This window comes from uncultured Rothia sp. (assembly GCF_963544205.1).
GTDB lineage: Bacteria > Actinomycetota > Actinomycetes > Actinomycetales > Micrococcaceae > Rothia.
The window spans coordinates 46,396-70,903 of the sequence record NZ_CAUUDY010000001.1 but is presented as its reverse complement, the minus strand read 5'-3'; the positions used below and the strand labels follow the sequence as shown (position 1 = coordinate 70,903).

Annotated in this window: 23 protein-coding genes and 1 other RNA gene; 14 read left to right on the top strand and 10 right to left on the bottom strand. The window is 60.3% G+C overall.

All coding sequences use genetic code 11. The annotated features are described in order from the left end of the window. Positions 1-116: 116 nt before the first annotated feature. From prfB to RWZ58_RS00250, 6 genes are all read left to right on the top strand, one after another. Positions 117-1,244: a peptide chain release factor 2 gene (gene prfB / locus RWZ58_RS00275; RefSeq protein ID WP_049327697.1), complete on the top strand. Its 1,128-nt coding sequence runs from the start codon at positions 117-119 to the stop codon at positions 1,242-1,244. A gap of 19 nt (positions 1,245-1,263) precedes the next feature. Further along, positions 1,264-1,758, top strand: coding sequence for an SsrA-binding protein SmpB (gene smpB, locus RWZ58_RS00270; protein WP_005505423.1), 495 nt, complete (start codon positions 1,264-1,266; stop codon positions 1,756-1,758). A gap of 108 nt (positions 1,759-1,866) precedes the next feature. Continuing rightward, positions 1,867-2,322, top strand: coding sequence for a DUF4190 domain-containing protein (locus RWZ58_RS00265; protein WP_314656645.1), 456 nt, complete (start codon positions 1,867-1,869; stop codon positions 2,320-2,322). Positions 2,323-2,560: 238 nt separating this feature from the next. Next, a complete protein-coding gene (locus RWZ58_RS00260) occupies positions 2,561-3,442 on the top strand; it encodes a DUF4190 domain-containing protein (RefSeq protein ID WP_314656644.1) in 882 nt (293 codons plus the stop codon). 380 nt (positions 3,443-3,822) lie between these two features. Then, positions 3,823-4,195, top strand: a transfer-messenger RNA (tmRNA) gene (gene ssrA / locus RWZ58_RS00255). A gap of 386 nt (positions 4,196-4,581) precedes the next feature. Further along, on the top strand, positions 4,582-5,181 hold the full coding sequence (locus tag RWZ58_RS00250) for a hypothetical protein (RefSeq protein WP_314656643.1): 600 nt from the start codon (positions 4,582-4,584) through the stop codon (positions 5,179-5,181). Between the two features lie 121 nt (positions 5,182-5,302). Here RWZ58_RS00250 and RWZ58_RS00245 read toward each other — a convergent pair whose 3' ends face one another. The 8 genes from RWZ58_RS00245 to RWZ58_RS00215 all read right to left on the bottom strand — a co-directional run bounded on the left by RWZ58_RS00245 (position 5,303) and on the right by RWZ58_RS00215 (position 15,269). Beyond that, complete coding sequence (locus tag RWZ58_RS00245; protein WP_314656642.1) at positions 5,303-6,244, bottom strand: inositol monophosphatase family protein; 942 nt, start codon at positions 6,242-6,244, stop codon at positions 5,303-5,305. Positions 6,245-6,326: 82 nt separating this feature from the next. Continuing rightward, positions 6,327-7,454, bottom strand: a complete 1,128-nt coding sequence (gene rsgA / locus RWZ58_RS00240) for a ribosome small subunit-dependent GTPase A (protein ID WP_049352597.1) — start codon at positions 7,452-7,454, stop codon at positions 6,327-6,329. Beyond that, complete coding sequence (gene aroA / locus RWZ58_RS00235) at positions 7,455-8,936, bottom strand: 3-phosphoshikimate 1-carboxyvinyltransferase (RefSeq protein WP_314656639.1); 1,482 nt, start codon at positions 8,934-8,936, stop codon at positions 7,455-7,457. It lies immediately after the preceding gene. A 229-nt stretch (positions 8,937-9,165) separates the two neighbouring features. Then, positions 9,166-9,480, bottom strand: a complete 315-nt coding sequence (gene rsrA / locus RWZ58_RS00230) for a mycothiol system anti-sigma-R factor (RefSeq protein WP_294602780.1) — start codon at positions 9,478-9,480, stop codon at positions 9,166-9,168. An 89-nt stretch (positions 9,481-9,569) separates the two neighbouring features. Next, positions 9,570-10,310 (bottom strand): sigma-70 family RNA polymerase sigma factor, encoded by a 741-nt coding sequence (locus RWZ58_RS00225; protein WP_314656637.1) that lies wholly within the window; start codon positions 10,308-10,310, stop codon positions 9,570-9,572. 157 nt (positions 10,311-10,467) lie between these two features. Continuing rightward, positions 10,468-10,542 carry a 50S ribosomal protein bL37 gene (locus tag RWZ58_RS08695; protein WP_095343185.1) on the bottom strand — a complete coding sequence of 25 codons (75 nt, stop codon included), beginning with the start codon at positions 10,540-10,542 and terminating at the stop codon, positions 10,468-10,470. A gap of 230 nt (positions 10,543-10,772) precedes the next feature. Then, on the bottom strand, positions 10,773-11,372 hold the full coding sequence (locus RWZ58_RS00220; protein ID WP_005505446.1) for a GDSL-type esterase/lipase family protein: 600 nt from the start codon (positions 11,370-11,372) through the stop codon (positions 10,773-10,775). A gap of 219 nt (positions 11,373-11,591) precedes the next feature. After that, entirely contained in the window at positions 11,592-15,269 is a 3,678-nt protein-coding gene (locus RWZ58_RS00215; protein WP_314656634.1) for a multifunctional oxoglutarate decarboxylase/oxoglutarate dehydrogenase thiamine pyrophosphate-binding subunit/dihydrolipoyllysine-residue succinyltransferase subunit, read from the bottom strand. Between the two features lie 411 nt (positions 15,270-15,680). Here RWZ58_RS00215 and RWZ58_RS00210 point away from each other — a divergent pair, with 411 nt between their 5' ends. The 6 genes from RWZ58_RS00210 (at position 15,681) to RWZ58_RS00185 (ending at position 21,443) form a co-directional block, all read left to right on the top strand. Further along, positions 15,681-15,866, top strand: a complete 186-nt coding sequence (locus RWZ58_RS00210) for a hypothetical protein (RefSeq protein WP_296545367.1) — start codon at positions 15,681-15,683, stop codon at positions 15,864-15,866. Next, complete coding sequence (locus RWZ58_RS00205) at positions 15,857-17,191, top strand: hemolysin family protein (protein ID WP_314656632.1); 1,335 nt, start codon at positions 15,857-15,859, stop codon at positions 17,189-17,191. The genes RWZ58_RS00210 and RWZ58_RS00205 overlap by 10 nt, the downstream gene beginning before the upstream one ends. Further along, a complete protein-coding gene (locus RWZ58_RS00200) occupies positions 17,188-18,270 on the top strand; it encodes a hemolysin family protein (RefSeq protein WP_314656630.1) in 1,083 nt (360 codons plus the stop codon). The genes RWZ58_RS00205 and RWZ58_RS00200 overlap by 4 nt, the downstream gene beginning before the upstream one ends. 354 nt (positions 18,271-18,624) lie before the next feature. Further along, positions 18,625-19,626 carry a metal ABC transporter solute-binding protein, Zn/Mn family gene (locus tag RWZ58_RS00195; protein WP_314656627.1) on the top strand — a complete coding sequence of 334 codons (1,002 nt, stop codon included), beginning with the start codon at positions 18,625-18,627 and terminating at the stop codon, positions 19,624-19,626. Continuing rightward, positions 19,627-20,526 carry a metal ABC transporter ATP-binding protein gene (locus RWZ58_RS00190; protein WP_314656625.1) on the top strand — a complete coding sequence of 300 codons (900 nt, stop codon included), beginning with the start codon at positions 19,627-19,629 and terminating at the stop codon, positions 20,524-20,526. After that, the gene (locus tag RWZ58_RS00185) at positions 20,523-21,443 is read left to right on the top strand and encodes a metal ABC transporter permease (RefSeq protein ID WP_314656622.1); all 921 of its coding nucleotides are present in this window, start codon (positions 20,523-20,525) and stop codon (positions 21,441-21,443) included. Before RWZ58_RS00190 ends, RWZ58_RS00185 begins: the two co-directional genes overlap by 4 nt. Positions 21,444-21,745: 302 nt before the next feature. Here RWZ58_RS00185 and RWZ58_RS00180 read toward each other — a convergent pair whose 3' ends face one another. Continuing rightward, a complete protein-coding gene (locus RWZ58_RS00180) occupies positions 21,746-22,210 on the bottom strand; it encodes a transcriptional repressor (RefSeq protein WP_314656620.1) in 465 nt (154 codons plus the stop codon). Between the two features lie 157 nt (positions 22,211-22,367). Between RWZ58_RS00180 and RWZ58_RS00175 the strand changes: the two genes are divergently transcribed. Next, positions 22,368-23,045, top strand: a complete 678-nt coding sequence (locus RWZ58_RS00175; protein ID WP_314656618.1) for an MBL fold metallo-hydrolase — start codon at positions 22,368-22,370, stop codon at positions 23,043-23,045. Between the two features lie 54 nt (positions 23,046-23,099). Further along, a complete protein-coding gene (locus tag RWZ58_RS00170; protein ID WP_314656616.1) occupies positions 23,100-23,528 on the top strand; it encodes an HIT family protein in 429 nt (142 codons plus the stop codon). Positions 23,529-23,629: 101 nt separating this feature from the next. Here RWZ58_RS00170 and budA read toward each other — a convergent pair whose 3' ends face one another. After that, positions 23,630-24,379, bottom strand: a complete 750-nt coding sequence (gene budA / locus RWZ58_RS00165) for an acetolactate decarboxylase (RefSeq protein ID WP_314656614.1) — start codon at positions 24,377-24,379, stop codon at positions 23,630-23,632. Between the last annotated feature and the right edge of the window lie 129 nt (positions 24,380-24,508).

The following is a 24,508-nucleotide window of genomic DNA, read 5'->3' as shown; positions in this document are numbered from 1 at the left end:
TTGATGTCTTCGTTGCGCGGCTTCTGCCCTCTGTCTGCATCATCCTTCTGCGCTGTGGGCTGTTGCGGGCTGTAACGGCGGGACTTTCTGGCAGTTTCGCGATAGTGTTAAAGGCTATGGCATCCTTCGACTTTTCTGCTGAGATTAAAGAGCTTCGCGCGATTTTCACCTCTATTGCTGCTGTGAGCGATATTGAGGGGATTGAGCGCGCCATTGAGGACCTGTCTGCGCAGGCTGCGGCACCCGATTTGTGGGATGACGTGGAGAATGCGCAGAAGGTGACGAGCGCCCTGTCGTATAAGCAGTCGGAGCTGAATCGTCTGCGTTCGCTGTCTTCTCGCATTGATGATGTTGAGGTGATGGTGGAGCTTGCGGAGGCTGAGGACGAGGAAACTGCCGCCGAGCTGCTTGCTGATGCGGAGCGTGAGTGCGGTGAGATTCGCGCCAAGCTGGAGGAGCTTGAGGTGCTGGTGCTACTGTCGGGTGAGTACGATCAGCGTGAGGCTGTGGTGACGATCCGTTCGGGTGCCGGTGGCGTGGATGCTGCTGATTTCGCGGAGATGCTTCTGCGCATGTACCTGCGTTGGGCGGAGAAGAACGGCTATCCGACGAAGGTTCTGGACACCTCTTACGCTGAGGAGGCGGGCCTGAAGTCGGTGACCTTTGAGGTGAACGCGCCGTACGCCTTCGGTCGCCTGTCGGTGGAGGCGGGCACTCACCGTCTGGTGCGTATTTCGCCGTTCGATAATCAGGGCCGCCGCCAGACCTCGTTCGCGGCGGTTGAGGTGATTCCTCTGATTGAGCAGACGGATGCTATTGAGATTCCCGAGTCTGAGATTAAGGTGGATGTGTTCCGCTCCTCGGGCCCGGGTGGTCAGTCGGTGAATACGACGGATTCGGCGGTGCGTATGACTCACTTGCCGACCGGTATTGTGGTGTCGATGCAGAATGAGAAGTCGCAGTTGCAGAACCGTGCGGCGGCTTTGCGCGTGCTGCAGTCTCGCCTGTTGCTGTTGCGTAAGGAGCAGGAGGACGCGAAGAAGAAGGAGCTTGCCGGTGACATTAAGGCAAGCTGGGGTGATCAGATGCGCTCCTATGTTCTGCATCCGTACCAGATGGTGAAGGATCTGCGTACCGGCTATGAGGAGGGTAATACCTCTAATGTTTTGGATGGCGGTTTGAACGCCTTTATTGATGCTGGTATTCGCTGGCGTGCTTCGGGGCGCGCGGCTGAAGAGAGCTAAGACGTATAAGGATTGAGTGATGGCTCAGAAAAAGAAGAAAGACGCGAAGAAGGACCCGAATAACGCGATTATTGCCCAGAATAAGAAGGCTCGCCACAACTACAACATTGTGGATACCTATGAGGCGGGTATTGTTCTGCTGGGTACTGAGGTGAAGTCTCTGCGTGATGGTGGGGCGTCCATTGTGGACGGTTTCTGCCAGGTGACCGATAACGAGATGTGGCTCGAGGGTATTCATATTGCGGAGTATGGTTACGGTACATGGACGAACCACGCGGCTCGTCGTCGCCGTAAGCTGCTGCTGCATCGTTCTGAGATTAACAAGTTGGCGCAGAAGCTGAAGGAGACCGGTTACACGGTGGTTCCGTTGAAGCTGTACTTCTCGAATGGTCGTGCGAAGGTTGAGATTGCTTTGGCGACCGGTAAGCGTGAGTACGATAAGCGTCAGGCTTTGCGTGAGCGTCAGGATGACCTGGAGGCGCGCCGCGCGATGCGTTACCGCAACCTCGGCTAGGGCTGAGGCAAAACTTGTGACAGCGGCGGGGGACCGGGCTTATTTCCTCGCGTATAATGGTTGAAAATTCGTGGCGTACCGCGAGCACCATACTTTATGAGGAGACACATGTCTGAGAACCCGAACTACCAGCAGAACCCGGGCGAGTTCATTCCCGCGCCGCAGCAGGCACCCGCATACAACATGCAGGGCGGCTACCCCGGCTACCAGCCGAAGCCGAGCTCGGCTCTGGCGATTGCTTCGCTGGTTCTGGGTATTCTTGGTCTGCTCACTGGCTTGATGATTTTCGGTGCTGTTCTGGGCCTGGTCGGCGTGATCCTGGGTATTGTTGCCCTGGTGAAGGTGAAGAACGGTACTGCTTCCGGTAAGGGAATGGCGATTGGTGGTATTGTCACCGGTGCGCTGGGCATGATTGCTGCTGCTGCTATGGTGGTGCTCGGCATTGTTCTTGCGGGTCAGTGCGTTGAGAATGCGGTACAGGATTCGAACGGTAACTACGTGTGCACCGTGGCCGGTGAGACCATGACCCTGACTCCCAAGGATTACGACGCAGCCCGTCGTTAAACCATGTTGAGTCTTTGAAACGTTGAGGGACCGAATAGTGTTGAACTATTCGGTCCTTTGCTCTTTTTCGGCACTGATTCTGCCCGATTGGTGGATTCTCGGCGCTGATTCTGAAATCTGGGACTTCACAGATGACCCAGATGATGGCTTATTTATATAATGGAACCGAACTCAGCGCGCAATGGTGCGTTGGGCGAGTATAAATTGTTCGCTGCAACTGTGAAGGAAAGAACGACGGATGTCTGAGAATAACTACGGAAACAACCAGGGGAACGCACAGAACCCCTACGCTGCTCAGCAGCCTAATTCTTCCGCCCAGAGCTCCTACGGTCAGGATTACGGCCAGGCTCCTTCGGCACAGAATACCTACGGCCAGGATTACGGTCAGAGCGCATCCGCTCAGAACGCCTACGGTCAGGCTCAGCAGCAGAACGCCGCTCAGCAGAACGCCGCTCAGCAGAACTCGGCACAGCAGAACCAGTACGGTCAGTTCGGTGCGCAGCCCTCTTCGCAGAATGCTTACGGTCAGAACGCTGCCCAGGGCGCTTCGGCGCAGAACAGCTACGGCCAGCAGCAGTACGGCTACGGTCAGGACGCTTCCTACCAGGCGCAGCCCGCTCAGCAGAACCAGTACGGTTACGGCCAGGACGCCTCCTACCAGGCGCAGCCCGCTGACTACAACTACCAGCAGAATTCTTACCAGCAGCAGCCTCAGCAGGACGCTTATGGTTACGGTCAGCCTGCGGGTTACCCGTATGCGGCTCCCGTTACGAAGAAGGCTCCCGGCATGGCACTTGCGGCGATGATTCTCGGTATTGCCGCTGTTGTGACTGGCTTCGTCGTGTTCGGCGCTCTGCTGGGTATTGCCGCGATTATTCTGGGCGCGCTGTCCCTTAAGAAGGTCAAGGAAGTTGGCGTAGGTAAGGCATTCGCGCTCACCGGTATTATCACCGGTGCGGTGTCTGTCCTGATTTCGATTTGCATGCTTTTCGTCATCATTTCTTTCGCTCAGACTACTGAGAAGTGCCTTGAGGTTGGTACCGATGACGGTCACGGTAACGTGGTCTGCCAGGTTGGTGACAACCCGAACAGCCGCATGACTGTTCCGGCTCACCGCTAAGTTTTAACCGCCTAATGCGGTACGCGACGGGGTGGGGCTCCCAGATTTTCTGGGGTGTCTCACCCCGTTTGCTGTGCCCGTGATTTTCTGTGCCCGCCGTGTTTCGGGTGTGCGCGGTGGATGTTCCAGCGGTGGATGTCTCGGTAGCGGAGGCGCGCTCGCACTCTTCTCGGGTAGCATTCTCAGCGTCAGTTCATAGCTAGTGTTCTCTGCTTACGTTCTCTGGCAGTGAGCGCGCCGCCCGTGCTGGGGAGAGGACTTGCACGCCGTTAAACATCTTAGATATACTGAATCTCTACCGTGTTTGAATGGCACCACGGCGTCTAGGTACGTTGAGGAAAACTTTCAGAGAACGGTGGGGCTTTTTGATAAAAGCATAGGGGGATGATCGGTTTCGACGATGTGAGTTGAGATGGGTGAAGCGTGCCGAGGATGCAGGGTTATCTCGTTAACGCCCTCTGCAAAAAATTAAGTGCAGAATCTAAGCGCACTGACTTCGCACTCGCTGCCTAAGCGCGAGTTGCCGTCTGTCGGCCTGAGCATGCCTTTGGCTCAGTTACCGGCATCGACTTAAAAGGCCACTGCTGCTAGCCCTTGTTGCGGGGGCTAGCGGGACTTTTACGTGACTAGGTTCGTCGGTATATGTGTTTATGCAAGTACCGGAGCCGAAAAGTAGCGTTCGCATAAACTGCGCACGGAGAAGCCCCGTTGACGCCACATCGGACCGGGGTTCGATTCCCCGCATCTCCACGATCTCCCAACCGCCCGCTCACCTGCACGGGTGCGCGGCGGTGATAATCGGTTCCAATCCAGAGGATGAACCGCGGTAGGTTTCTACCACCCGGCAGGACGCCCCACGGCGTCACCTGCCGGGTATTTTTATGCCCAATTTTCGGGCCGTTCAGGGTGTACCTGTGGGCTTGGAGGGCGCTCAGGTGACCGCATTGTAATGAGAACGTCATCAGAGAAGACGAAAACGCACCCTATGCCGTAGTATCGAAGGGTAGATATCGTTGTTCGGTGTCGGCTGTTCATTCAACCTCACTGGCAATGTACGAGAGCAACCCAAAAGTCGCTTATAGGCGCACCACCACCGCTACGATGCGGCAGCCACTATGACGACCACTCAAGGACACACCATGGAAAACCAGATTCCCGCCCCCTCCTTCCCGGAGCAGAACAACGCAAACTCCCCGCAGCCGGTACCTGCAGGCGTAGCACCCGGCGCTCCCCTCGGCGCCGCACCCGGTGGCCCCGCCCTGGGCGTAGCACCCGCTAACGTGCGTGACCGCGACGACAGCTACCAGCGCATCCCGGACATCTACCGGGTACCTGCTGAATACCGCCGCCCCTATGGTGAGACCACCGGCGACTTCCGCGGTCCCGGCTACTTCTACTCCATCGGCGCTTTCGGTGCCTCCCTGGGCGCCCTGGCACTGACCCTCTACGCGTGGGTTCAGGTCGCGGCACTCCACTCTGAAGCAACGCTCAACTCCCGCGGTTACAGCTCCTCTGCGTATAGCTCCGGTCTGAGCCCCAACATCATGGTGATTGCTCTGCTGCTCGTGGGCCTGATCCCGGTCGGCGTTTCCATTTGGCTTGCCATCTACTCGGCGAAGGTGAACGCCGGTCACACCACCAAGTACACCTCGAAGATGACGACCTTCAACATTCTGGCGTACATCATCTCGGGTCTGAGCCTGCTGGGTCTGCTCGGCACCCTCACCATGCTGTCCTAAAACTGGCAACGCTTGCTCTCATAGCGATACATAGCGAGGCGGCGGCTTTCCACTTACCGGAAAGCCGCCGCCTCGCTATATTTCTACCACCATCGGGGGAGGGGCTAGGGGCAGAGACAGCCTAGGAACGGGGTGTGAGCGCCTCCAGCACCTGCTGCTGGACCGCCGCCGTGTTACTTGCCACCAGGGACACCGGGTGCACGCCGGAGACCGAAACGCCCGCGTGCTCGGGCAGGTCGCCCTCCAGGGTGGAGGCGACGCCGCCAGCCTCACGGATTAGCGGCAGAAGCGCTGCCACCTCGTAGAACGACAGGGACGGATCAACCACAGTATCCACCGCGCCCTCAGCGAGCATACACGCCGCCCAGAACGAGCCGTACGCACGGGAACGACCCACGGAGCCCAGAAGCTGTACAAGCTCGCCAGAGCGGTCCACAGCGCCTTCAGAGGCTACCTTCCAGGACGCGAGGTCGGTGTATGCGGCAGATAGCTGATCCAGCTGAGTCAGCGAGGACACCTCAAGACGAGTCGCTTGCGCCAAGGACTTACCCGTGTACGCGCCCGAACCGCGAGCCGCCCACCAGCGGCGACCCAGCGCGGGCGCAGACACCACACCCACCACCGGCTCACCCTGATCCAGCAGAGCAATCAGAGTCGCCCACACCGGCACGCCGCGGCGAAAATTATCCAGCTCAGCAATCGGCGCAATCACCCACTGGCGCGACGCCTGACCGTTATAGCCGGCATGCTCACCGGCAATACCGTCACGAGTGCGCACACGCGACAGCTGAGCGCGCAGAAGCTCCTCAACCTCCTGAGCCACACCCGAGGTGTAATCGACCGGTTCCTGCTCCTGTACCTGCGGTTCTGCGGGCTGCTGAACCGCCTGCTGCCAGGGCGCCAACGGCGTTGCGGCGGGTGCCGCCTCGGCGGGCTCTAGTACCTCGGAAGCGGGGGAGAAGACCGGGCGGTCACGAAAACGCATGGCGCTCACACGATCGACGCTATCGGCAAGAATATGCGCAAGACGCAAATCGTCGGTGTACTGCTGGGGACGGCTCATAGTAATGCTCTTCTTCAGTATCGGTGATGTAGTCAGCAAAAATGTGTGTGAGGGAGGGTGGCAGAGCACCCTGCAGAGAACCCTAGACGAGAGCGCCCAGTTCCTTCTCCGAATCGCCCTCTTCAGGAGTCAACAGCAGCAGCTTACGCAAGGACTCCAGGCGGGCGGGACCGCTCTCACCGGCGTGACCGGCGGCAACGTACGCCTCCAGACCGCACTCGGGAGCCTGCGCCGCGTGAGTACACGCCTTCGGGCAGTCCGCCGCACCGGGCGCCAAGTCCACGAACGCCTCCACGACGGTCTCCGGTGGCACATGCGCCAGACCGAACGAACGAATACCCGGAGTATCAATAATCCAGGTGCCCGGCTCCATCGGCTCCCCATTCGCATTCACCGGACGCAACGCCAACGCCGACGAGGAGGTATGACGGCCACGGCCCGTCACCGCGTTCACATGGCCGGTCGCACGCTCAGAGCCGGTCAGCGCATTCACCAGGGTAGACTTACCCACACCCGAATGGCCCAGAAGCACCGACACCTGACCCAGCAGCTCCTGCAGAAGCTCCTGAACCGGTGCAGACTCTAGACCCTTCGCGCCCTCCTGGCTCGGCGCCAAACCATCCGAAGACGAAGACAGCACAATCTTCAAACCGCTTGCCGCATAGTAATCCAGCAGGTTCTGCGGGTACCGCACATCGGTCTTGGTGATGCACAGAATCGGCTCAATACCGGCATCAAACGCCGCCACCACGGCACGGTCAATGAAGCCGGTACGCGGCTCCGGGTTCGCCGCAGCAACCACAATCACCAGCTGCTGAGCGTTCGCCACAACCACGCGCTCCGACGGGTCGGTATCGTCGGCGCTACGGCGCAGAACGGAGGTGCGCTCGCCCAGACGCACAATACGCGCCAGGGTATCCTTCGCGCCGGAGGTGTCACCCACCAGGTCCACAAAGTCGCCGGTCACAATCGCGGTGCGGCGCAGCTCCTTAGCGCGCGCCGCAATGAGGGTACGCTCCTTCTCGGTACCCTCATCCACGACGACCGACCAGCGGCCGCGGTCCACCGTAATGACCCTGCCACGAATCGCTTCTTTGAAGGTCGGGCGGTCCTTCGTGCGGGGGCGGGAACCCTTCTTATTCGGGCGCACGCGCACATCCGACTCATCCCATTCAGAGAAATCGCGCACGTTCATGCGGGAAGAGCCCATTTAGATGACCTCCTGGTCAGCGGTAGCATCAGCGGTGGAGGCGCCGGTCTGCCACTGCGCCAGCATGTCCTCCCACATTGCGGTAAATTCGGGCATGGTCTTCGCGACGGTGGCAACATTCTGCACCACCACGTTGCCGCGGCGCAGACCAATAATCGCCGCAAAGGTTGCCATACGGTGATCGTCGTAGGTGCGCGCCAGAACCTGCTCAGCCTCAGTGGCAGCGGGGATGGGCGCCTCAATCACCAGCGAATCTGCGGTGTCGTGGGCACTGCCTCCCAGACGGTTAATCTCAGCGGCGAGCGCTGCGAGGCGGTCCGTCTCATGACCGCGCAGATGCGCAATACCGGTCAGCTCCACGCGGCCCTTCACGAAGGCGCAGGCTGCCGCCATGGTCGGCGCCAGCTCGCCACCGGCAGACAGATCAAAGGAGAAGTCACCCTCGGGAAGCTGCGCTGGACCGGTCACGGTCAGACGTCCCTCAGCGTAGCTCACCCGAGCGCCCAGCGCGGGCAGAAGCTCACGCCACATATCGCCCACCTGGGTCGTACCCGCCGAAGAATCAGCCGCGGGTGCCGGCCAGTGAAGAATAGTCACCGACTCGCCGGTAACCACGGCGGCGGTAAGGAACGGACCGGCATTTGAAAGGTCCGGCTCAATGGTCATCTCAAAGCCGGGGAAGGAACCGGGGTGAACCGTCCAGCGGTACTCGCCACCCCCTGCTTCGTTGCCTTGAGTCGGGTAGTGCTCCTGCACCCGAATACCCATCTGGCGCAGCGCCTCCACGGTCATCTGAATGTGCGGGATGGACGGCACCGAAGAGCCCTCATGCACCAGCACCATACCCTGCGGCAGGCGAGGCGCCATCAGCAGCAGAGCCGACACGAACTGAGAAGACGTAGACGCATCAATACGCACCACGGGCGCCTCAGAAACGCCCTCGCTGGAAGCCAGACCGGGGGAGCGTAGCACGAAGGGCAGAGCGTTCTCGCCCTGCTCACAATCCACCTGCACACCCAGCTGACGCAGACCCTCTAGGACCGGACCCATCGGACGCTGACGGGCGTGCGGGTCACCGTCAAAAGCGAACTCACCCGGCAGAAGCGCCGCCAGGGCGGGCACAAAACGCATCACGGTACCGGCAAGACCGCACTCAATCGACACAGCACGCGGCTCAGCTTCCACGAAGCTCAGGGGAGTGACCTTTACATCCGGACCGAACGGCGAATCGGTCGGCACCAGCTCAATACCCGCACCCAGCTGACGCAGAGCCTCAATCATCAGCGCCGAATCACGCGAATGCAGGGGCGCACGCAAATACGACGGCGAATCAGCCAGAGCGGCAAGCAACAGGTAGCGGTTCGTGAGCGACTTAGAACCCGGAATATGCACCAGCGCGTTCTTACCAGCGGCTTCGCTGGAGGCGGGTGCCAGGGGAGCGGGCCAATCACCGGGGGAAAGCTGCACTGCTGCGTCGCTCATATATCCTCTTCTGGGTCGAATCACGGGGAGGCGCAGGCTGTGGTGCGCTGCGCCAGTTGACGTCTACCCCTATTCTACCGGTTGAGGGTTTGCGAGCCGCCGAGGACTCTAGCGATGAGATAGGCAGTGCGAACCAGGCAGCGCTAACCAACGCAACATGCAGAAAGGCGGCGCACCGTCATTGGTGCACCGCCTTCATGCGTACAGGAGCATTATGAGTTCGCGTTACTTAGAGATTCGCCTCGGCGCAGAACTTCTGCACATCCTGCAGCAGACGCGCCTTCAGCTGCTCGGGCGCCTGCTGAGCGCACGAAGAACGCATCTTCTCACGAATCATCAGCTCAAAGTCCTTCACATCCGCGCAGTCGGGGCAGGCATCCAGATGCGCCTGAACCGTGCGCAGCTGCTCGGGGCTCAGCTCCCTATCGAGGAATTCGTAGAGGCGCTTGAGGGTCGCCGAGCAGGGCTGGCCGCCGCAATCCTCCAGCGGCTCAGAAGCCGCAGAGGCTTCGGGGACAGAAGAATTCTTGTCTGTGGTTGACATCGGGGTTCCTTTCACACGGAAGGTATAAAGCGTTAGGGGAGTCTAGCCTCAACCGCATGGGGGGCTAGCTCACATGTAGAAGAGCGAATCTAAGAATCCGCAGGCGCCTCGGAGCTAGAGCCCGCCGGCGGGGACTTTACGCCCCTGGCCGCCTTAGTGCCCTTGGTAGCCTTTGCCGGCTGCCCCTTAGCGCTCGCCTTCGCTGCGGCTTTTGCCTCAGCCTTCGCTTCTACCTTTGCGATGGTCGATGGGCGCAGACCGTTCTCACGCGCATAATCGAGCAGCTTCTCACGCAGAATACGGCGGCCACGATGTAGGCGAGACATCACCGTGCCCAGAGGGATATCCAGAATCTCCGCAATATCCTTGTACGCGAACCCCTCCACATCGGAGTAGTACACCACCATGCGGAAATCCTCAGAGAGCTCGTTCAGAGCCTCACGAACCTCCGTATTCGGCAGGGCACTCAGCGCCTCCGCCTCGGCAGAACGCAGACCCACCGCATCATGCTCACCGGCCTGAGCCAGCTGCCAATCCTCCACCGTCTCACCCTGAGACTGCTGCGGCTCACGCTGACGCTTACGGTACAAATTGATGTACGTATTCGTCAGGATGCGGTACAGCCACGCCTTCAGGTTCGTACCCTCGGTGAACTGGTGGTACGAAGCAAAAGCCTTCATGTAGGTTTCCTGCACCAAGTCTTCAGCATCGGCAGAGTTGCGGCTCATCCGCAGGGCAGCAGCGTAGAGCTGATCCACATACTGCATAGCGTCCGCGGTAAAGCGTTCGCGTAGCTCGCGGGTATCCGCCGCGGTGTTGGTTTCAGCCATGTTTCTCCTCTACAGGAACGCGCCAGGCGTTCACTTCCATAACGTAGAATTCTTCTCTTTATTCCGCAGAACGCGCACAAACATCTGCGGGTAAAGCAAAACCCCGGGTCCGAATAATATCCGAAACGCCGGGGTTTTAAAGTGTATGCAAGATACCTTATGCGTTGGGGCGCTTACCGTGGTTTGCGCCGCCCTTACGACGGTCCTTGCGCTTACGACCGCGCTTGCTCATCAGAGCCTCCTTATAGTGTTCATGGATGCACGCCCCACCTTCGCGGTGCGTGCCCCCTATTACCTGCCCTAGCAGAGGCGGTCACCGAAAACCGGTGCTCCACGCTATAAGGGCAACGCCGTCTATTTTTTCATAGAAACGGCATGATTGCATCTTGGAACCGGGATATGAGCTAAAAAACACGAACTTTCTTCGCCTCAACTCACAACCCCAGCCGGGGGAGCAGGCTCTTAGCCGTGCTCAGGAATGTTCAGCCAGTTGTACCAGCCGCGGTGTAGAACCAGCCACGCCATCAGACCGTAACCGGACTGACCCGGACGGCCGTCATTAGCGGCAAGGTCGTTGCGCCACTGCTCGTGATGCAACAGCGGGTTGAACGTATCCACGTACACATGGTTACGGCGGGTCACCACATCCGCGTACGCCGCCGACAGGTCAGCGATACGGCGGTTACGCTCAGCGTCCAGGGTCGGCGGCGGACCAACAACCAGAACCTTAATGTTGTTCTGCGACGCCATGTCCACAATGTTCGCCAGGTTCAAACGCGAACGTGCACTGGTCAGACCCAAATCAATGTCAAAGGTCGACGGAGCAATAATGAGGCGGTTATCAGCACCGGGAACGAAGCGGCGGCGCGCCTCCTCGAACCAGCGTGCGTTCAGCTGCTCGCTACCTTCATTGGGGGCGGCAAGGTTATATGCCGCAATGGATGCGGTGGTCTGCGGGGTGCGTGCCATAACACGGCCAAACCAGCCGAGAGTACGGGGATCGCCAACACCGGCGAGCAGGTCATCGCCGACTGCCACAATTCGAATATTGCGTTGCTCCACGGAATTCTTTCTTCTGCAGTATGCGCCCGCCGTGAGAGGCGGCAAGGCACGTGAGTAATAGTCTTTATATCTAGGATAAGCGCTCTTGAGCCTCTTTTCGAACTTAATACCCTCTCCGGTAAGCATCCGAGACTAAAAAACCGTCTCCCCACCAGAAACATCTGACGGGGAGACGGTTTTTGAACAGCTAAATCCTTAGCCGGTTAGCCGTAGAAGACCTTAGCCTTCGAAGACCTGGTTGAACAGTGCCTCAGCCTCAGCTGCGTGCAGCTTACCGGTACCGGCAGCCGGGGAAGCAGCTGCGGGGCGGGAAGCAAGACGCATACGGCGGTCGATCAGCGGCTGCAGGTTCAGAGCCATGAACGGCCACTGACCCTGGTTAGCAGGCTCGTCCTGAGCCCACACAACGTCGGTAGCGTTCGAGTACAGAGCCAGCTGCTCCTTAATCTCGCTCTCGGGCAGCGGGTACAGCTGCTCCACCGAGACAATAGCGGTCTTGGTGTCGCCGCGGCGCTCGCGCTCCGCTTCCAGATCGTAGTAGAGACGACCGGACACGAAGACCAGACGCTCAACCTGAGCCGGGTTGATACCCGAACGATCGCCAATCACCGGCTGGAACGAACCCTCGGTGAAGTCCTCAATCGAGGATGCAGCAGCCTTCAGACGCAACAGCTGCTTGGGGCTAATCACTACCAGCGGCTTGTACGGACGGTGCTGAGAGTGGCGACGCAGCAGGTGGAAGTGCGAAGCCGGGGTCGAGGGGCAAGCCACAGTCATGTTGTTCTCAGCGCACAGCTGCAGGTAACGCTCAACACGAGCCGAGGAGTGGTCAGGACCCTGACCCTCGTAGCCGTGAGGAAGCAGCATAACCAGCGAGGAGCGCTGGCCCCACTTCTGCTCGGAGGAAGACACGAACTCGTCAATGATGGTCTGAGCGCCGTTCGCGAAGTCACCGAACTGAGCCTCCCACACCACGAGCGAGTCGGGGCGCTCCACAGAGTAGCCGTACTCGAAGCCGAGAACGCCGTACTCAGAGAGGAAGGAGTTGTAGATACGGAACTTGCCCTGATCCTCAGAGAGGTGCTCCAGCGGCGACCACTCTTCATCAGTGATGTGGTCGTGCAGAACAGCGTGACGCTGAACGAAGGTACCGCGCTGAACATCCTGACCGCTCATACGAACGTCGGTGCCCTCCATCAGCAGCGAACCGAAGGCGAGCAGTTCACCCATACCCCAGTTCACGTTGCCGGTGCGGCCCATCTCAACGCGCTGCTCCATGAGCTTCTTCAGCTTCTTGTGGATGGTGAAGCCCTCAGGAGCCTTGCCGAACGCATCAGCAATGTGCTGGAAGGTCTCCAGCGAGATAGCGGTCTTGCCAGCGTGAACAACCTCGGTGTTCTGCTGAGCAGCCGGCAGTTCCAGACCGGAAACGTGCGGAGCAGTCGGAGCCGGTGCCGAAGACTGAGTCTCGACGAAGATAGCGTCCAGCTTCGAGTGGTAGGAATCCAGAACCTCGTCTGCCTCTTCCTGAGAGACATCGCCACGACCGACCAGATCCTGTGCGTACAGGGTGCGGGTCGAAGGCAGAGCGTCGATGTCCTGGTACATCTTCGGCTGGGTCATCGACGGATCGTCAGCCTCGTTGTGACCGCGGCGGCGGTAGCAAATCAGGTCAATGACAACGTCGCGACCGAAGCGCTCACGGTACTCGAATGCCAGGCGTGCGGCGCGAACCACTGCGTCCGGGTCATCAGCGTTGACGTGGAAGACCGGAGCCTTAGTCATACGCGCAATGTCGGTAGCGTGGGTTGCGGTGCGGCCGTCGTTCGGCAGGGTGGTGAAGCCAATCTGGTTGTTCACCACAACGTGCACGGTGCCGCCGGTGGTGTACGCCTTCAGGTCAGCCATCTGCAGGGTCTCCATGACGATACCCTGGCCAGCGAACGCTGCGTCACCGTGAATCAGAATCGGCAGGACCGGGTGGCCCTCAACGCCCTGCTCGCGGTAGACGTCCTGCTTAGCGCGGACGATACCCTCGAGCACGGTGTTTGCAGCCTCAAGGTGCGAGGGGTTAGCAGCCACGTACACCTGGGTCTGCTTACCGGAATCGGAGGTGAAGACACCCTCGGTACCGAGGTGGTACTTCACGTCACCGGAGCCACCCTCGTAGGGTGCTGCGGTGCCGGAGAACTCACGGAAAATCTGAGCGTAGGACTTACCAGCAATGTTGGTCAGCACGTTCAGGCGGCCGCGGTGTGCCATACCAATGGCAACGCCCTTCAGGTCGTTGTTAGCGGCCTTGTCCAGAACAGCGTCCAGCAGCGGAATCAGGGACTCGCCACCCTCCAGGGAGAAGCGCTTCTGACCCAGGTACTTGGTCTGCAGGAAGTTCTCGAATGCCTCAGCCTCAACCAGTTTGGAGAGAACACGCAGCTGCTCCTCGCGGGTGGGCTTAGCGGCGCCGCGCTCCAGGCGCTCCTGGAACCATGCGCGAACCTCGGGGTCCTCAGAGTACATGTACTCAACGGAGAGGGAACCGGAGTATGCCTCGTGCAGGCGCTCCAGGATGGTGCGCAGCGGCAGACGCTCGGCACCGCCGAAGCCACCGGTCGGGTAGACGCGGTCCAAATCCCACAGGGTCAGGCCGTAGTTCTCCAGCTTCAGATCCGGGTGCGAACGCATCTTGTAGCCAACGGGGTTGGTTGCTGCGGTCAGGTGGCCGTGCACGCGGTACGCGTGAATCAGCTGCTGAATACGTGCAACCTTGGAAATCTCGTGAGCGTCATCGACGTGGTTGTCGCGTGCCCAGCGGACCGGCTCGAAGGGAACCTTCAGGTCACGGAAGATAGCGTCGTAGAAGTCGTCGCCGCCGAGCAGGTAGTGCTCAACCAGCTTCAGGAACTCACCGGAACCTGCACCCTGAATGACGCGGTGGTCGTAGGTGCTGGTCAGGGTGATGATCTTGGACAGACCCTGCTGGGTGATGAGCTTCTCGGACAGGCCGCGGAACTCAGCCGGGTACTCCAGAGCACCCACACCGATGATGGCTGCCTGGCCCTTAGAAAGGCGGGGCACCGAGTGGACGGTACCAATACCACCGGGGTTGGTCAGCGAAACAGTGGTGCCGCGGAAGTCCTCAATGGTCAGCGCGCCGTTGCGGCCACGCTTAACGATGTCGTTGTAAGCCTCCCAGAACTCGCGGAAGCTCAGCTGCTCAGCACCCTTAAGGTTCGGAACGACCAGGTTGCGGGAACCATCGGGGCGGGGCAGGTCAATAGCCAGGCCAAAGTTTACGTGTGCGTTGTGGATTGCAACGGGCTTGCCCTTCTCATCCACACCGTAGGTCACGTTCATCGAGGGCATCGCTGCCACCGCGCGAATCACAGCGTAACCAATGATGTGGGTGAAGGAAACCTTGCCGCCGCGGGTGCTTGCCAGGTACTTGTTAATCGCTGCGCGGTTCTCGATGAGCAGCTTTGCGGGGACCGCACGAACGGTGGTTGCGGTGGGGACAGTCAGCGACTCTTCCATGGTCGTGACGACTGCCTTAGCAGGGCCGCGGAGGGGGACAATCTTGTCTTCAGCAGGTTCCACAGTTTCAGCCTTCTTGGTAGCAGCGGGAGGGGTAGGGTTAGCAGGCGCAGCCGCAGGCTTCGGTGCCGCGGGAGCGGGAGTTACAGCAGGTGCGGCAGGCGCAGCCGGTGCGGCGGGTGCCGCAGCAGGAGCTACACTAGCGGTACCGGCGCCTCCCAGCGCCTTGTCGATGGTCTCAAAAATGGGCCACCATGAAGGGTCCACGAGGTTCTTGTCCTTCTGGTAACGCTCGTACTGTTCTTCAACGAACCATTCGTTACCGGCAAATTCCTCAGGCACCAGATGTTCTGGCAGATTTGGCACGTTAAACGCCTCTTCCAATTAGTGTGAATTTATCCGTCGCGTCCGGGACTCTCCCCGGCATAGACGACCCGCGTCTTCGAGGGGCGAATCATCACGCTGAGCATGTGCGCATCGCCTAAGATGGTGGCCGTATGTGCGGGGTGTGCACCGTACAAACCTGCCTAGCGTGCCGTGAACGTCGGGGTTCATCCGCTTGCTTGGCGGCACACTCATGCTCCTATGTATAAGTGTAAAGAGAATCACGGTGAACTTTCCAGCTCATCGCGCCATATCCGCAATGCAATTTTTCACTCTTAGGGATTAGCAATGAGCCGCGTGCGCAACAAGTGCTGTCTTGCGCTTGTGAGCAGGCACTCTACAGCACCGGGAAGAGACGAAACCTTCGCTAAAATATGGGGTATGGATGACCCTTTGAGTAAGACTCTGACTACTAGCCAGCGCAGAATACTGCCCGTGTACTCTGCGCAACACGGCACTGTAACACCCAAAAACACCACCTCCGATGCTCAGCATCTGGACAGCCTGGTTGCGGGGCTACCCCGCCAGGCCCAAGGCACCGCACACCAGCCGATGGAGGCGGTGGCTGAGTGGATCTAATCCTCCTGCTCATCGGCCTACTCCTCATCCTGGGAACGGGCTTCTTCGTTGCCGTAGAGTTCTCCCTCGTGGCGCTCGAAACCGCCACCGTACAGCAGGCAAAGGACTCCGGCGATAAAGCCGCCGACGCCGTCCTGCGCTGCCTCAAGACGCTCTCCACTCAGCTATCCAGCTGCCAGATTGGCATCACCATCACCACGCTGCTGACCGGTTACACCCTCGATGCCGCCATCAAGGCGCTCACCACCGGTGCCATCAGTAGCCTGGGCCTGCCCACCAGCGTGACCGACGTGCTCACCCTGGTACTGGCGATGCTCATCGCAACCCTGCTCTCCATGGTCGTCGGCGAACTGCTCCCCAAGGGCCTCGCCATCGCCGAACCCTATGACGTGGCACGCCGAGTCGCCCCCGCGCAGCTCGCCTTCACCCGCGTCATGTCCCCGCTTGTGCGCGTCATGAACGGCTCCGCCAACTGGATTCTCGGACGCTTCGGTATGGAAGCCAAAGAAGAACTCTCCGCGGCACGCACCCCCGAGGAGCTCTCCTCCATGGTGCGACGCTCCGCAGAAGAAGGCACCCTCGACTCCGACGCGGCACGCTTCGTGGACCGCACCCTACGCTTCTCCGAGCTGACCGCCTCCGAAGTCATGACCCCTCGCGGCCAGGTCGCCATGCTCGAAGACACTGCCCCCGTCACCGAGGTCATCGAACTGGCACGCTCCACCGGCCACTCCCGATTCCCGCTCTACAAGGGCGACCACGACAACATCGTGGGCGTCGTGCACGTGAAGAAGGCCGTCGGCGTACCCCCGGAGGTACGCGAAACCCTCGAAGCCGGAGCCCTCGCAGAAGACGTGCTGCAGGTCCCCGAAACCCTGCACCTGGACGCGCTGCTCACCCAGCTGCGCCAGGGTGCCCTGCAGCTTGCCGTGGTCCTCGACGAATACGGCGGAACCGCCGGCATCGCAACCCTCGAAGACCTCGTCGAAGAAATCGTCGGCGAAGTCTCCGACGAACACGACCGCGGCCGCACCGAACGCCCCCTACGCTACGGCAACGGCGACTGGGTCTTCTCCGGCCTACGCCGCCCCGACGAAATCAACGCCCTCATCCCCGGACTCGAGGTTGAAGAAAGCCCCGAATACGAAACCGTCGGCGGCTTCATGATGGAACGACTCGGCCGCATCCCCGAAGTGGGCGACAGCGTCCCCGTACCCGGCGGCACCCTGCGCGTCGACACCCTCGAAGGCCGCCGCGTCGACCGCATCCGATTCACCCCCGCACCTAGCGCACAGGAACAGACCGAGAAGGGAGGCAACGCATGAACGACTGGGTAGCTATCGCACTGCTCGTCATCCTGCTCGCCGGAAACGCCTTCTTCGTCGCCGGTGAATTCGCCATCATGTCCACCCGACGAGCACAAATCGAACCGCTCGCAGAAGAAGGCAATAAGCGAGCGCAGACCGTCATCTACGCCCTAGAGAACGTCTCGCTCATGCTCGCCACCTGCCAGCTGGGCATCACCATCTGCTCGCTGCTGATCCTGAACGTCTCAGAGCCGGCGCTGCACCACATGCTGGAAGTGCCCCTGCACCTGGTCGGCCTGCCCCACGCCATCGTGGACGTCATCGCCTTCGGCGTCACTCTGATTCTGGTCACCTACCTGCACGTAATCTTTGGCGAGATGGTTCCCAAGAACGCCGCCGTGACCCTCGCCGCTCGCGGTGTGGCTCTCTGGATTGTGCCGACCCTGGTGACCTTCTCCAAGATCTTCGCCCCCGTGGTCGCTCTGCTGAACAACCTGTCCAATAAGCTGCTGGCGCTCATGAAGGTCGAAGCGAAGGACGAAGTCGCATCCACCTTCACCCTGGGGGAGCTACAGACCATCGTGGCAACCTCAACCGCGGAAGGCACCGTGGAAGACGACGCCGGCGTGATTGAAAGCGCCCTCGAATTCACCGAGAAGGACGTCTACGAAATCATGGTGCCCGGCGATAAGCTCGTCACCCTACCCTTCGGTAGCACCCCCGCCGAGCTGGAACGTGCCGTGGCACGCAGCGGATACTCCCGCTTTGTCGTCACCGACAACGACGGAACCTACATGGGCTACCTGCACGTGAAGGACGCCCTCGCCATCGCCCCCGAGCGGTTCGAGGAGCCCTTCCCCTGGTACAAGCTGCGGTCCCTGGACACGCTCACCCCGACCACCGATATTGACGATGCGCTCGCCTCCATGCAGCGCAGCCGAACCCATATCGCGCAGGTTATGGACGAGCACGGCGTAACCCTCGGCGTGGTCTTCCTTGAAGACGTGCTGGAGGAGCTGGTCGGCGAAATCAACGACACCACCCAGGATGCGGTGCGTGAGCGTGTACGCCGCCAGCAGGCGCGCGAAGCGCAGTAATAAGCCCAGTAACCGCATCGTGAGATACCCCGGGTGAAACAGGGAAATCTTGAACACACAGCCCGCCCGGTACCCTCGTCAAGGAGGGCACGGGGCGGGCTATTTTGCGCTCAAAAACGGTGTATGGGCGCATTCAAAGGGGCAGTCTCAGACGGCGGGATGAAGCGGCAGTATAAAGTAGCGGTGGGGGAGCGCCGTAGGCTGAGCTAACTATCCCTGTTGCATAAGCTACTGACAGGGAAAAGGGCTGCCTAACAGCACCCAAATGACACCAATAAAGAGTTGTTTATACGGGTGTGCGCATGATGTAGTTAAGAAACCTACAGACTAGAACGAAACCGAAAGAGAGCCCTCATGTCGAACCCGAAGATTACCCGCAAGCACTTCCTCACCGCAATGGGCTCACTCGCCGCGTCCTCCCTGCTGCTGGCAGGCTGCGCAACCGAGAACAAGACCTCCGGCTCGTCCTCCTCGGCAGGCTCCAACGGCAAGGTGAAGGTCGTCGCCTCCACCGACGTCTACGCAGACATCGCCAAGCAGGTCGGCGGCGACTACATTGAGGTCACCGCACTGATCGCCTCCACCAGCACCGACCCCCACTCCTACGAAGCCACCAGCGCCGACCGCCTCAAGGCGAAGGACGCATCCCTGATTGTCATCAACGGTGCAGGCTACGACCTGTTCCTCGAAGACCTCGCCGGCAAGGACAACACCTCCCAGAAGATCGTGAACGCGGTCAAGGTCAGCGGCAAGCTCACCGACGCCGAATACACCCACCTGGTCGAGGACCACCGCGGCGGCGAACACCACGAAGACGGCGGCGACCACGCTCACGCACACGAGTTCAACGAGCACCTCTGGTACGACTTCGAAACCATGAAGAAGGTCGCCCAGAAGATCGCTGAAGAGCTCGCGGACCTCGACTCCGCACACGCTGAGGCGTTCCGCACCAACGCATCCACCTTCTCCAAGGAACTGGACGCACTGGATACCACCGCCAAGGCAATCGCCGGCGAGGGCAAGAAGTACCTGTCCACCGAGCCCGTGCCGGACTACCTGATTTCCTCCACCGGCGCAGAGAACGCAACCCCCAGCGAATTCGCTGAGGCGGCAGAAGCCGGCAACGACGTCCCCGCCCTGGTCCTGAAGGAAACCAAGGACATGGTCACCGAGAAGAAGGTCCAGCTGCTCGCTTACAACGAGCAGACCTCCACCTCCCAGACCAACGAGGTGCTGCAGGCAGCTAAGGACGCCTCGGTGAACTACGTATCCTTCACCGAAACCCTGCCGGAGAACACCAACTACCTGGCATGGATGAAGACCAACGTCAGCAACCTCGAAAAGGCGCTCTCCTAAGTGACTGACAACAATAACGGTGCCACCCCCGCGATTTCCATTCGCGGGGGTAGCCTCGCTTTCGGGGCCCGCACCCTCTGGAAAGATCTAACCCTCGACATCGGCGCTGGTGAGTACTTTGCCGTGCTCGGCCCCAACGGCTCTGGCAAGTCCACCTTCCTCAAAGTCGTTCTCGGCCTGACCGGACTCAACGCCGGCGAGATTTCGGTGCTCGGCAAGCCCGCACGCCTGGGTAACGCAGGCGTCGGCTACGTGCCGCAGCAGAAGTCCATCCCCACCTCCACCCCGATGCGCGCCCGCGACCTGGTCGGGCTGGGCGTGGACGGACACCGCTGGGGCATCCGCCTGCACGGCAGAAAGTACCGCGCCAAGGTCGACGAACTCCTCGAAGCCGTCGGCGCGACCGAATACGCAAACGTGCCGGTGGGTCTGCTCTCCGGTGGCGAGCAGCAGCGTCTGCGTATCGCCCAGGCGCTCGCGAACGATCCGAAGATTCTGCTGGCTGACGAGGCGCTGCTCTCCCTGGACCTCAACCACCAGTACGCTGTGGCTGAGCTGATTCACCGCTTCAACCGTGAACGCGGTGTGGCGGTGGTGTTCGTGACCCACGAAATCAACCCCATCATCGAGCATGTGGACCGCGTGCTCTACCTGGCGAACGGCCGCTTCACGGTCGGCTCGGTGGAAGAGGTCATGACCAGCGAGACCCTTACCTCCCTGTACGGAACCCCGGTGAGCGTGCTCAAGTCCAATGGCCGCTACGTGGTGGTGGGTGAGACTCACGCCAGCGACCACTGCCATATTGAGGGCACCGACCAGAACATTCACGGATCCCACCTGAAGTCTGGCCCGTCCGATACGCAGCGCACCCTACACCTTCCGGGAGGAACCACTCGATGACTCTTCTAGCTTCCCTTCCCGTCCTGGCTCCGATTGCCGCCGCGCAGAATGATTTGCTCTCCCGCATTTTCGTTTTTGACCGCTACGGCGAGCTGCTGCACATGCTGCAGAACTCCATTTTTGCTGGCGCCGTGCTGGGCCTTATCGGCGGTTTTGTCGGCATTTTCGTGATGATGCGTGACCATGCCTTCGCGGTGCACGGCATCTCTGAAATGTCTTTTGCGGGTGCCGCCCTGGCGTTGTTGCTCGGCTATGACGTGGTGACCGGCTCCATGGTTGGTTCGATTGCCTCGGCGCTGCTGATTGCTTTTCTGGGCTCTAAAGCGAGCGACTCAAACTCGGTGATTGGCGCGCTCATGCCTTTCGGTCTGGGTCTGGGTATTCTTTTCCTCTCCCTGTACCAGGGTCGTAGCGCGAATAAGTTCGGTCTGCTGACCGGTCAGATTGTGTCCGTGGATGCCGACCAGCTGAACACCATGATTATTGGTGCGGTGGTTATTATTTCCCTGCTGGTGATGGTGTGGCGCCCGCTGAGCTTCGCTTCCTTGGACCCGGAGGTTGCCCGCGCTAAGGGCGTGCCGATGCGCTTCCTGTCCCTGGTGTTCATGGTGATTCTGGGTATTGCTGTAGCGCTGTCGGTGCAGGTGGTCGGTTCGCTGCTGGTGCTGGCTCTGCTGATTACTCCGGCGGCTGCGGCAATGCAGGTGACTGCCTCTCCGGTACGCACCCTGATTCTGTCGGTGCTGTTCGCGGAGGCGTCCATTGTGGGCGGTATTCTGCTGGCCCTTGCCGGTTCGCTGCCGATTAGCCCCTACGTGACCAGCATTTCCTTCCTGATTTATATGGTGTGCCGCGTGATTGGTGGCGTGAAGCGCCGCCACAGCGCGTCGGGCCGCCAGCTGACGGAGAAGGCATAAACCTCTTAGAAGGGCTTACAGCCCCTGCTGACGGGTAAACCTTAAAGTAAGAGCCCCACCTCGTTCCCGAGGTGGGGCTCTTTACTGTCGTGCTGTGGTAGCGCTACGGATTATGCACCCGGTGCGCGAGGCGGGCTCAAGCTGTTCGGCAATGTGTCGCCTTGTCCAGATGCCCTGTGTGTCGTGCTGCGGCGGCGCCGAAGATCTTTGAAGGCGCCGTATCCTTCGTTGAGAAGGAGTTCCCCGGTGGGGGAGAGCTCCTCAGAATGAGGGGCTTAGAGCCTGCGGCTTGGCCTGCAACGTTAGCGTGCAGTGCCGCCCTGCGATTCTTCCTCGCGACGTGCCAAAGTGCAGTCCGGGCAGTAACCGGTCACTTCAACCACGTGTTCCAGCTCCGAGAAGCCGTGCTGCTTGCCCATGGCAAGTGCCCAGTCCTCGAGGGCGGGTGCTTCCAGCTCGATGGCGGCGCCGCATCGGCGGCAGAGCAGGTGGTGGTGATGGTCCTTGACCTGGCAGTGGCGGTACAGGGTCTCACCCTCAACGCCCTTGACCGAGTCGAGTTCGCCGGCGTTAGCCAGCGACTGCAGCACGCGGTAGGTGGTTGCGAGAGAGACCTGTTCCTTGCGGTTCGCGAGGGTCAGGTGCAGATCCTGTGCTGAGATGAAATCGCCGAGCTCTTCCATGGTCGCCTTGATGATGCGACGCTGGCGGGTATTTCGGGCTTCGGCGGGCTTCGTAATTCTCCGTACGGGAATATGAGTGTCCATTGCTGAACCTTTCGGGGCGGAGGGCCGCCCCATTGTGTGGTCGATCTTGTCTTACGACTTTACACTAGAGGCGTTCAAAAGGTGGTTGATTTGCGGCTTATCTCAAAAATTGAAGCCGCCGCCGGGCGGGTGCTGGGGTTCGCGGTAGACTGAAACTATGAAGATGACGAAGTACACCCACTCATGTATCCGCCTTGAGAATGAGGGGCGCACCCTCGTTCTTGACCCCGGCAATTTTGCCGCTGAAGGTGAGCATGCCACCGCGCTGGAAGGCGCCGATTACCTGTTCGTGACCCACGCGCATCCGGACCATTTTGATGGCCCCTCGGTGCTGCCGCTGATTGCTGAGCGTGCCGAGTCGCAGAACCCCCTGAAGATTTGGGCTCCCGAGGCTGTCGCCCAGGTTATCAAGGAGGCTGTGCCCGCCGCTGAGGTTACCGTTGTTTCCTCCGATTCTGAGTTCAGCATCCCCGGTTTTGAGGTGAAGACCTACGGCGGTCAGCATGCCCTGATTCACCCGCTGATTCAGACCATCGCCAACGTCGGTTACCTGATTAATGGTGCCGTGTACCACCCGGGTGACTCGCTGGTGGTTCCGCACCGCGTGCGTGCGAATACCGTCCTGGTGCCGATTCACGCACCCTGGTCGAAGGTTCAGGAAGTCATCGATTTTGTGATTGCGACCGGCGCGCAGCGTGTGGTTCCGATTCACAACGGTATGATCAACCAGAACGGCACCGGCATTATTGAGGGCCTGGTGACGAACTTCGGCGCGAAGTACGGCACCGAGCTGAAGCACCTGAACCCCGGCGAGAGCATTGAGGTTGAGGCGTAGAGCCTGAACGTTGAGCTTCAAGCGCGCCGACGACGGCGCATGAAGGAGATTATTGTGAGCACGATTTTTACCAAGATTATTGACGGCGAGATTCCCGGTCGCTTCGTCTGGAAGGACGAGCACTGCGTCGCCTTCCTGGACATCATGCCCCTGTCGGAAGGTCACCTGCTGCTCGTTCCCCGCGCTGAGGTCGACCGTTGGCCCGACCTGCCGGCTGAGCTGGCGGCGCACCTGTTCGCTGTGGCGCACAAGATTTCGGGTGCCCTGGATCAGGCGTTCGATAAGGACCGTGTGGCTCTGATGATTGCGGGCTTCGACGTGCCGCACACCCACATCCACCTGTTCCCGGCTGACGGCATGGCTGAGTACGATCCTGCCAACGCCAAGAAGGATGCCACCGCCGAAGAGCTGGATGCGGCAGCCGAGAAGGTGCGCGCCGCTCTGCGCGAGCGCGGCCACGGCGAGTTCGTACCCGAGGCATAAGCGCCTACCGCAACATAGCGTGTAGCTACAAGCGAAGGAGCCGCCCTCTACAGGTTGAACTGTAGAGGGCGGCTCCTTCGTTGCTATACGCCGGTAGGGGCTTAGTGCTTCTCAGCCTTGGAGATCTGGTCGGCCAGGTCCTCGGGAGAGAGGTTAGCGGAAGAGAACTCGGGGGTCAGCGGCAGGTGCAGCTGCAGACCGGTGCCGGGGCAAATCTCGACCTTTGCGGAGCGCAACTTGAAGTCGACCACGTGGCCGCCCTGAACGCGGTTATCGTCGATAAAGTGGGCGTGGCAGCCGGGCACCGAAATACCCTGCTCGTAGATGGGGGTGCGGAAGCCAACAATCGTGCCGGTTACGTTGTCGAACTGGACGATGTCCTCGTTCTCGGTGGCGGCGACCATCTTCGGGTAGGGCTTCTCCTGCTTGATGACGGTGCGGGTGCGGACCCATTCGAAGTCGCCGTAAATCTTGACGGCGTACATGTAGTTCTTGGAGACGGTGAAGTCATCCAGAATCTGGGAGGCGGACTTACGGAGTAGGTTCTGCGGTAGTTCACGCTTAATCATGGGCACGAAGTTGGTGACCACGGCGTAGGGGGTCTGCTGGCGCAGGTCGGGCAGGGAGACGGAGCCGTCGTGACGCACCTGGTAGCAGACGCCGTCGAGGACGACCATTTCGCCGTCGAGGCCGTTGAAGGTACCCACACCGAAGTTGCCGTGGCTCAGGAGCTCACCGATGGTCATCTCACCATCGTAGATACCGTCCAGCAGCTGGGACATGAGGCCGGTCTGAAAAACTTCGTTACGGAAAACAGTTTCACCGTTTAGGATGGTCGGCTGATATGCCATGAGATTTCTCCTCGTTACAGTGGATGCGGCGTCAGACGGGTCGGTCGGTCATCAGCGATACTCGCCCCAGCAGATGCTGAAAAGGTGAGGGGCGGTGGGGAGAACACGGCTTCGTGACGTCGTTTCTCG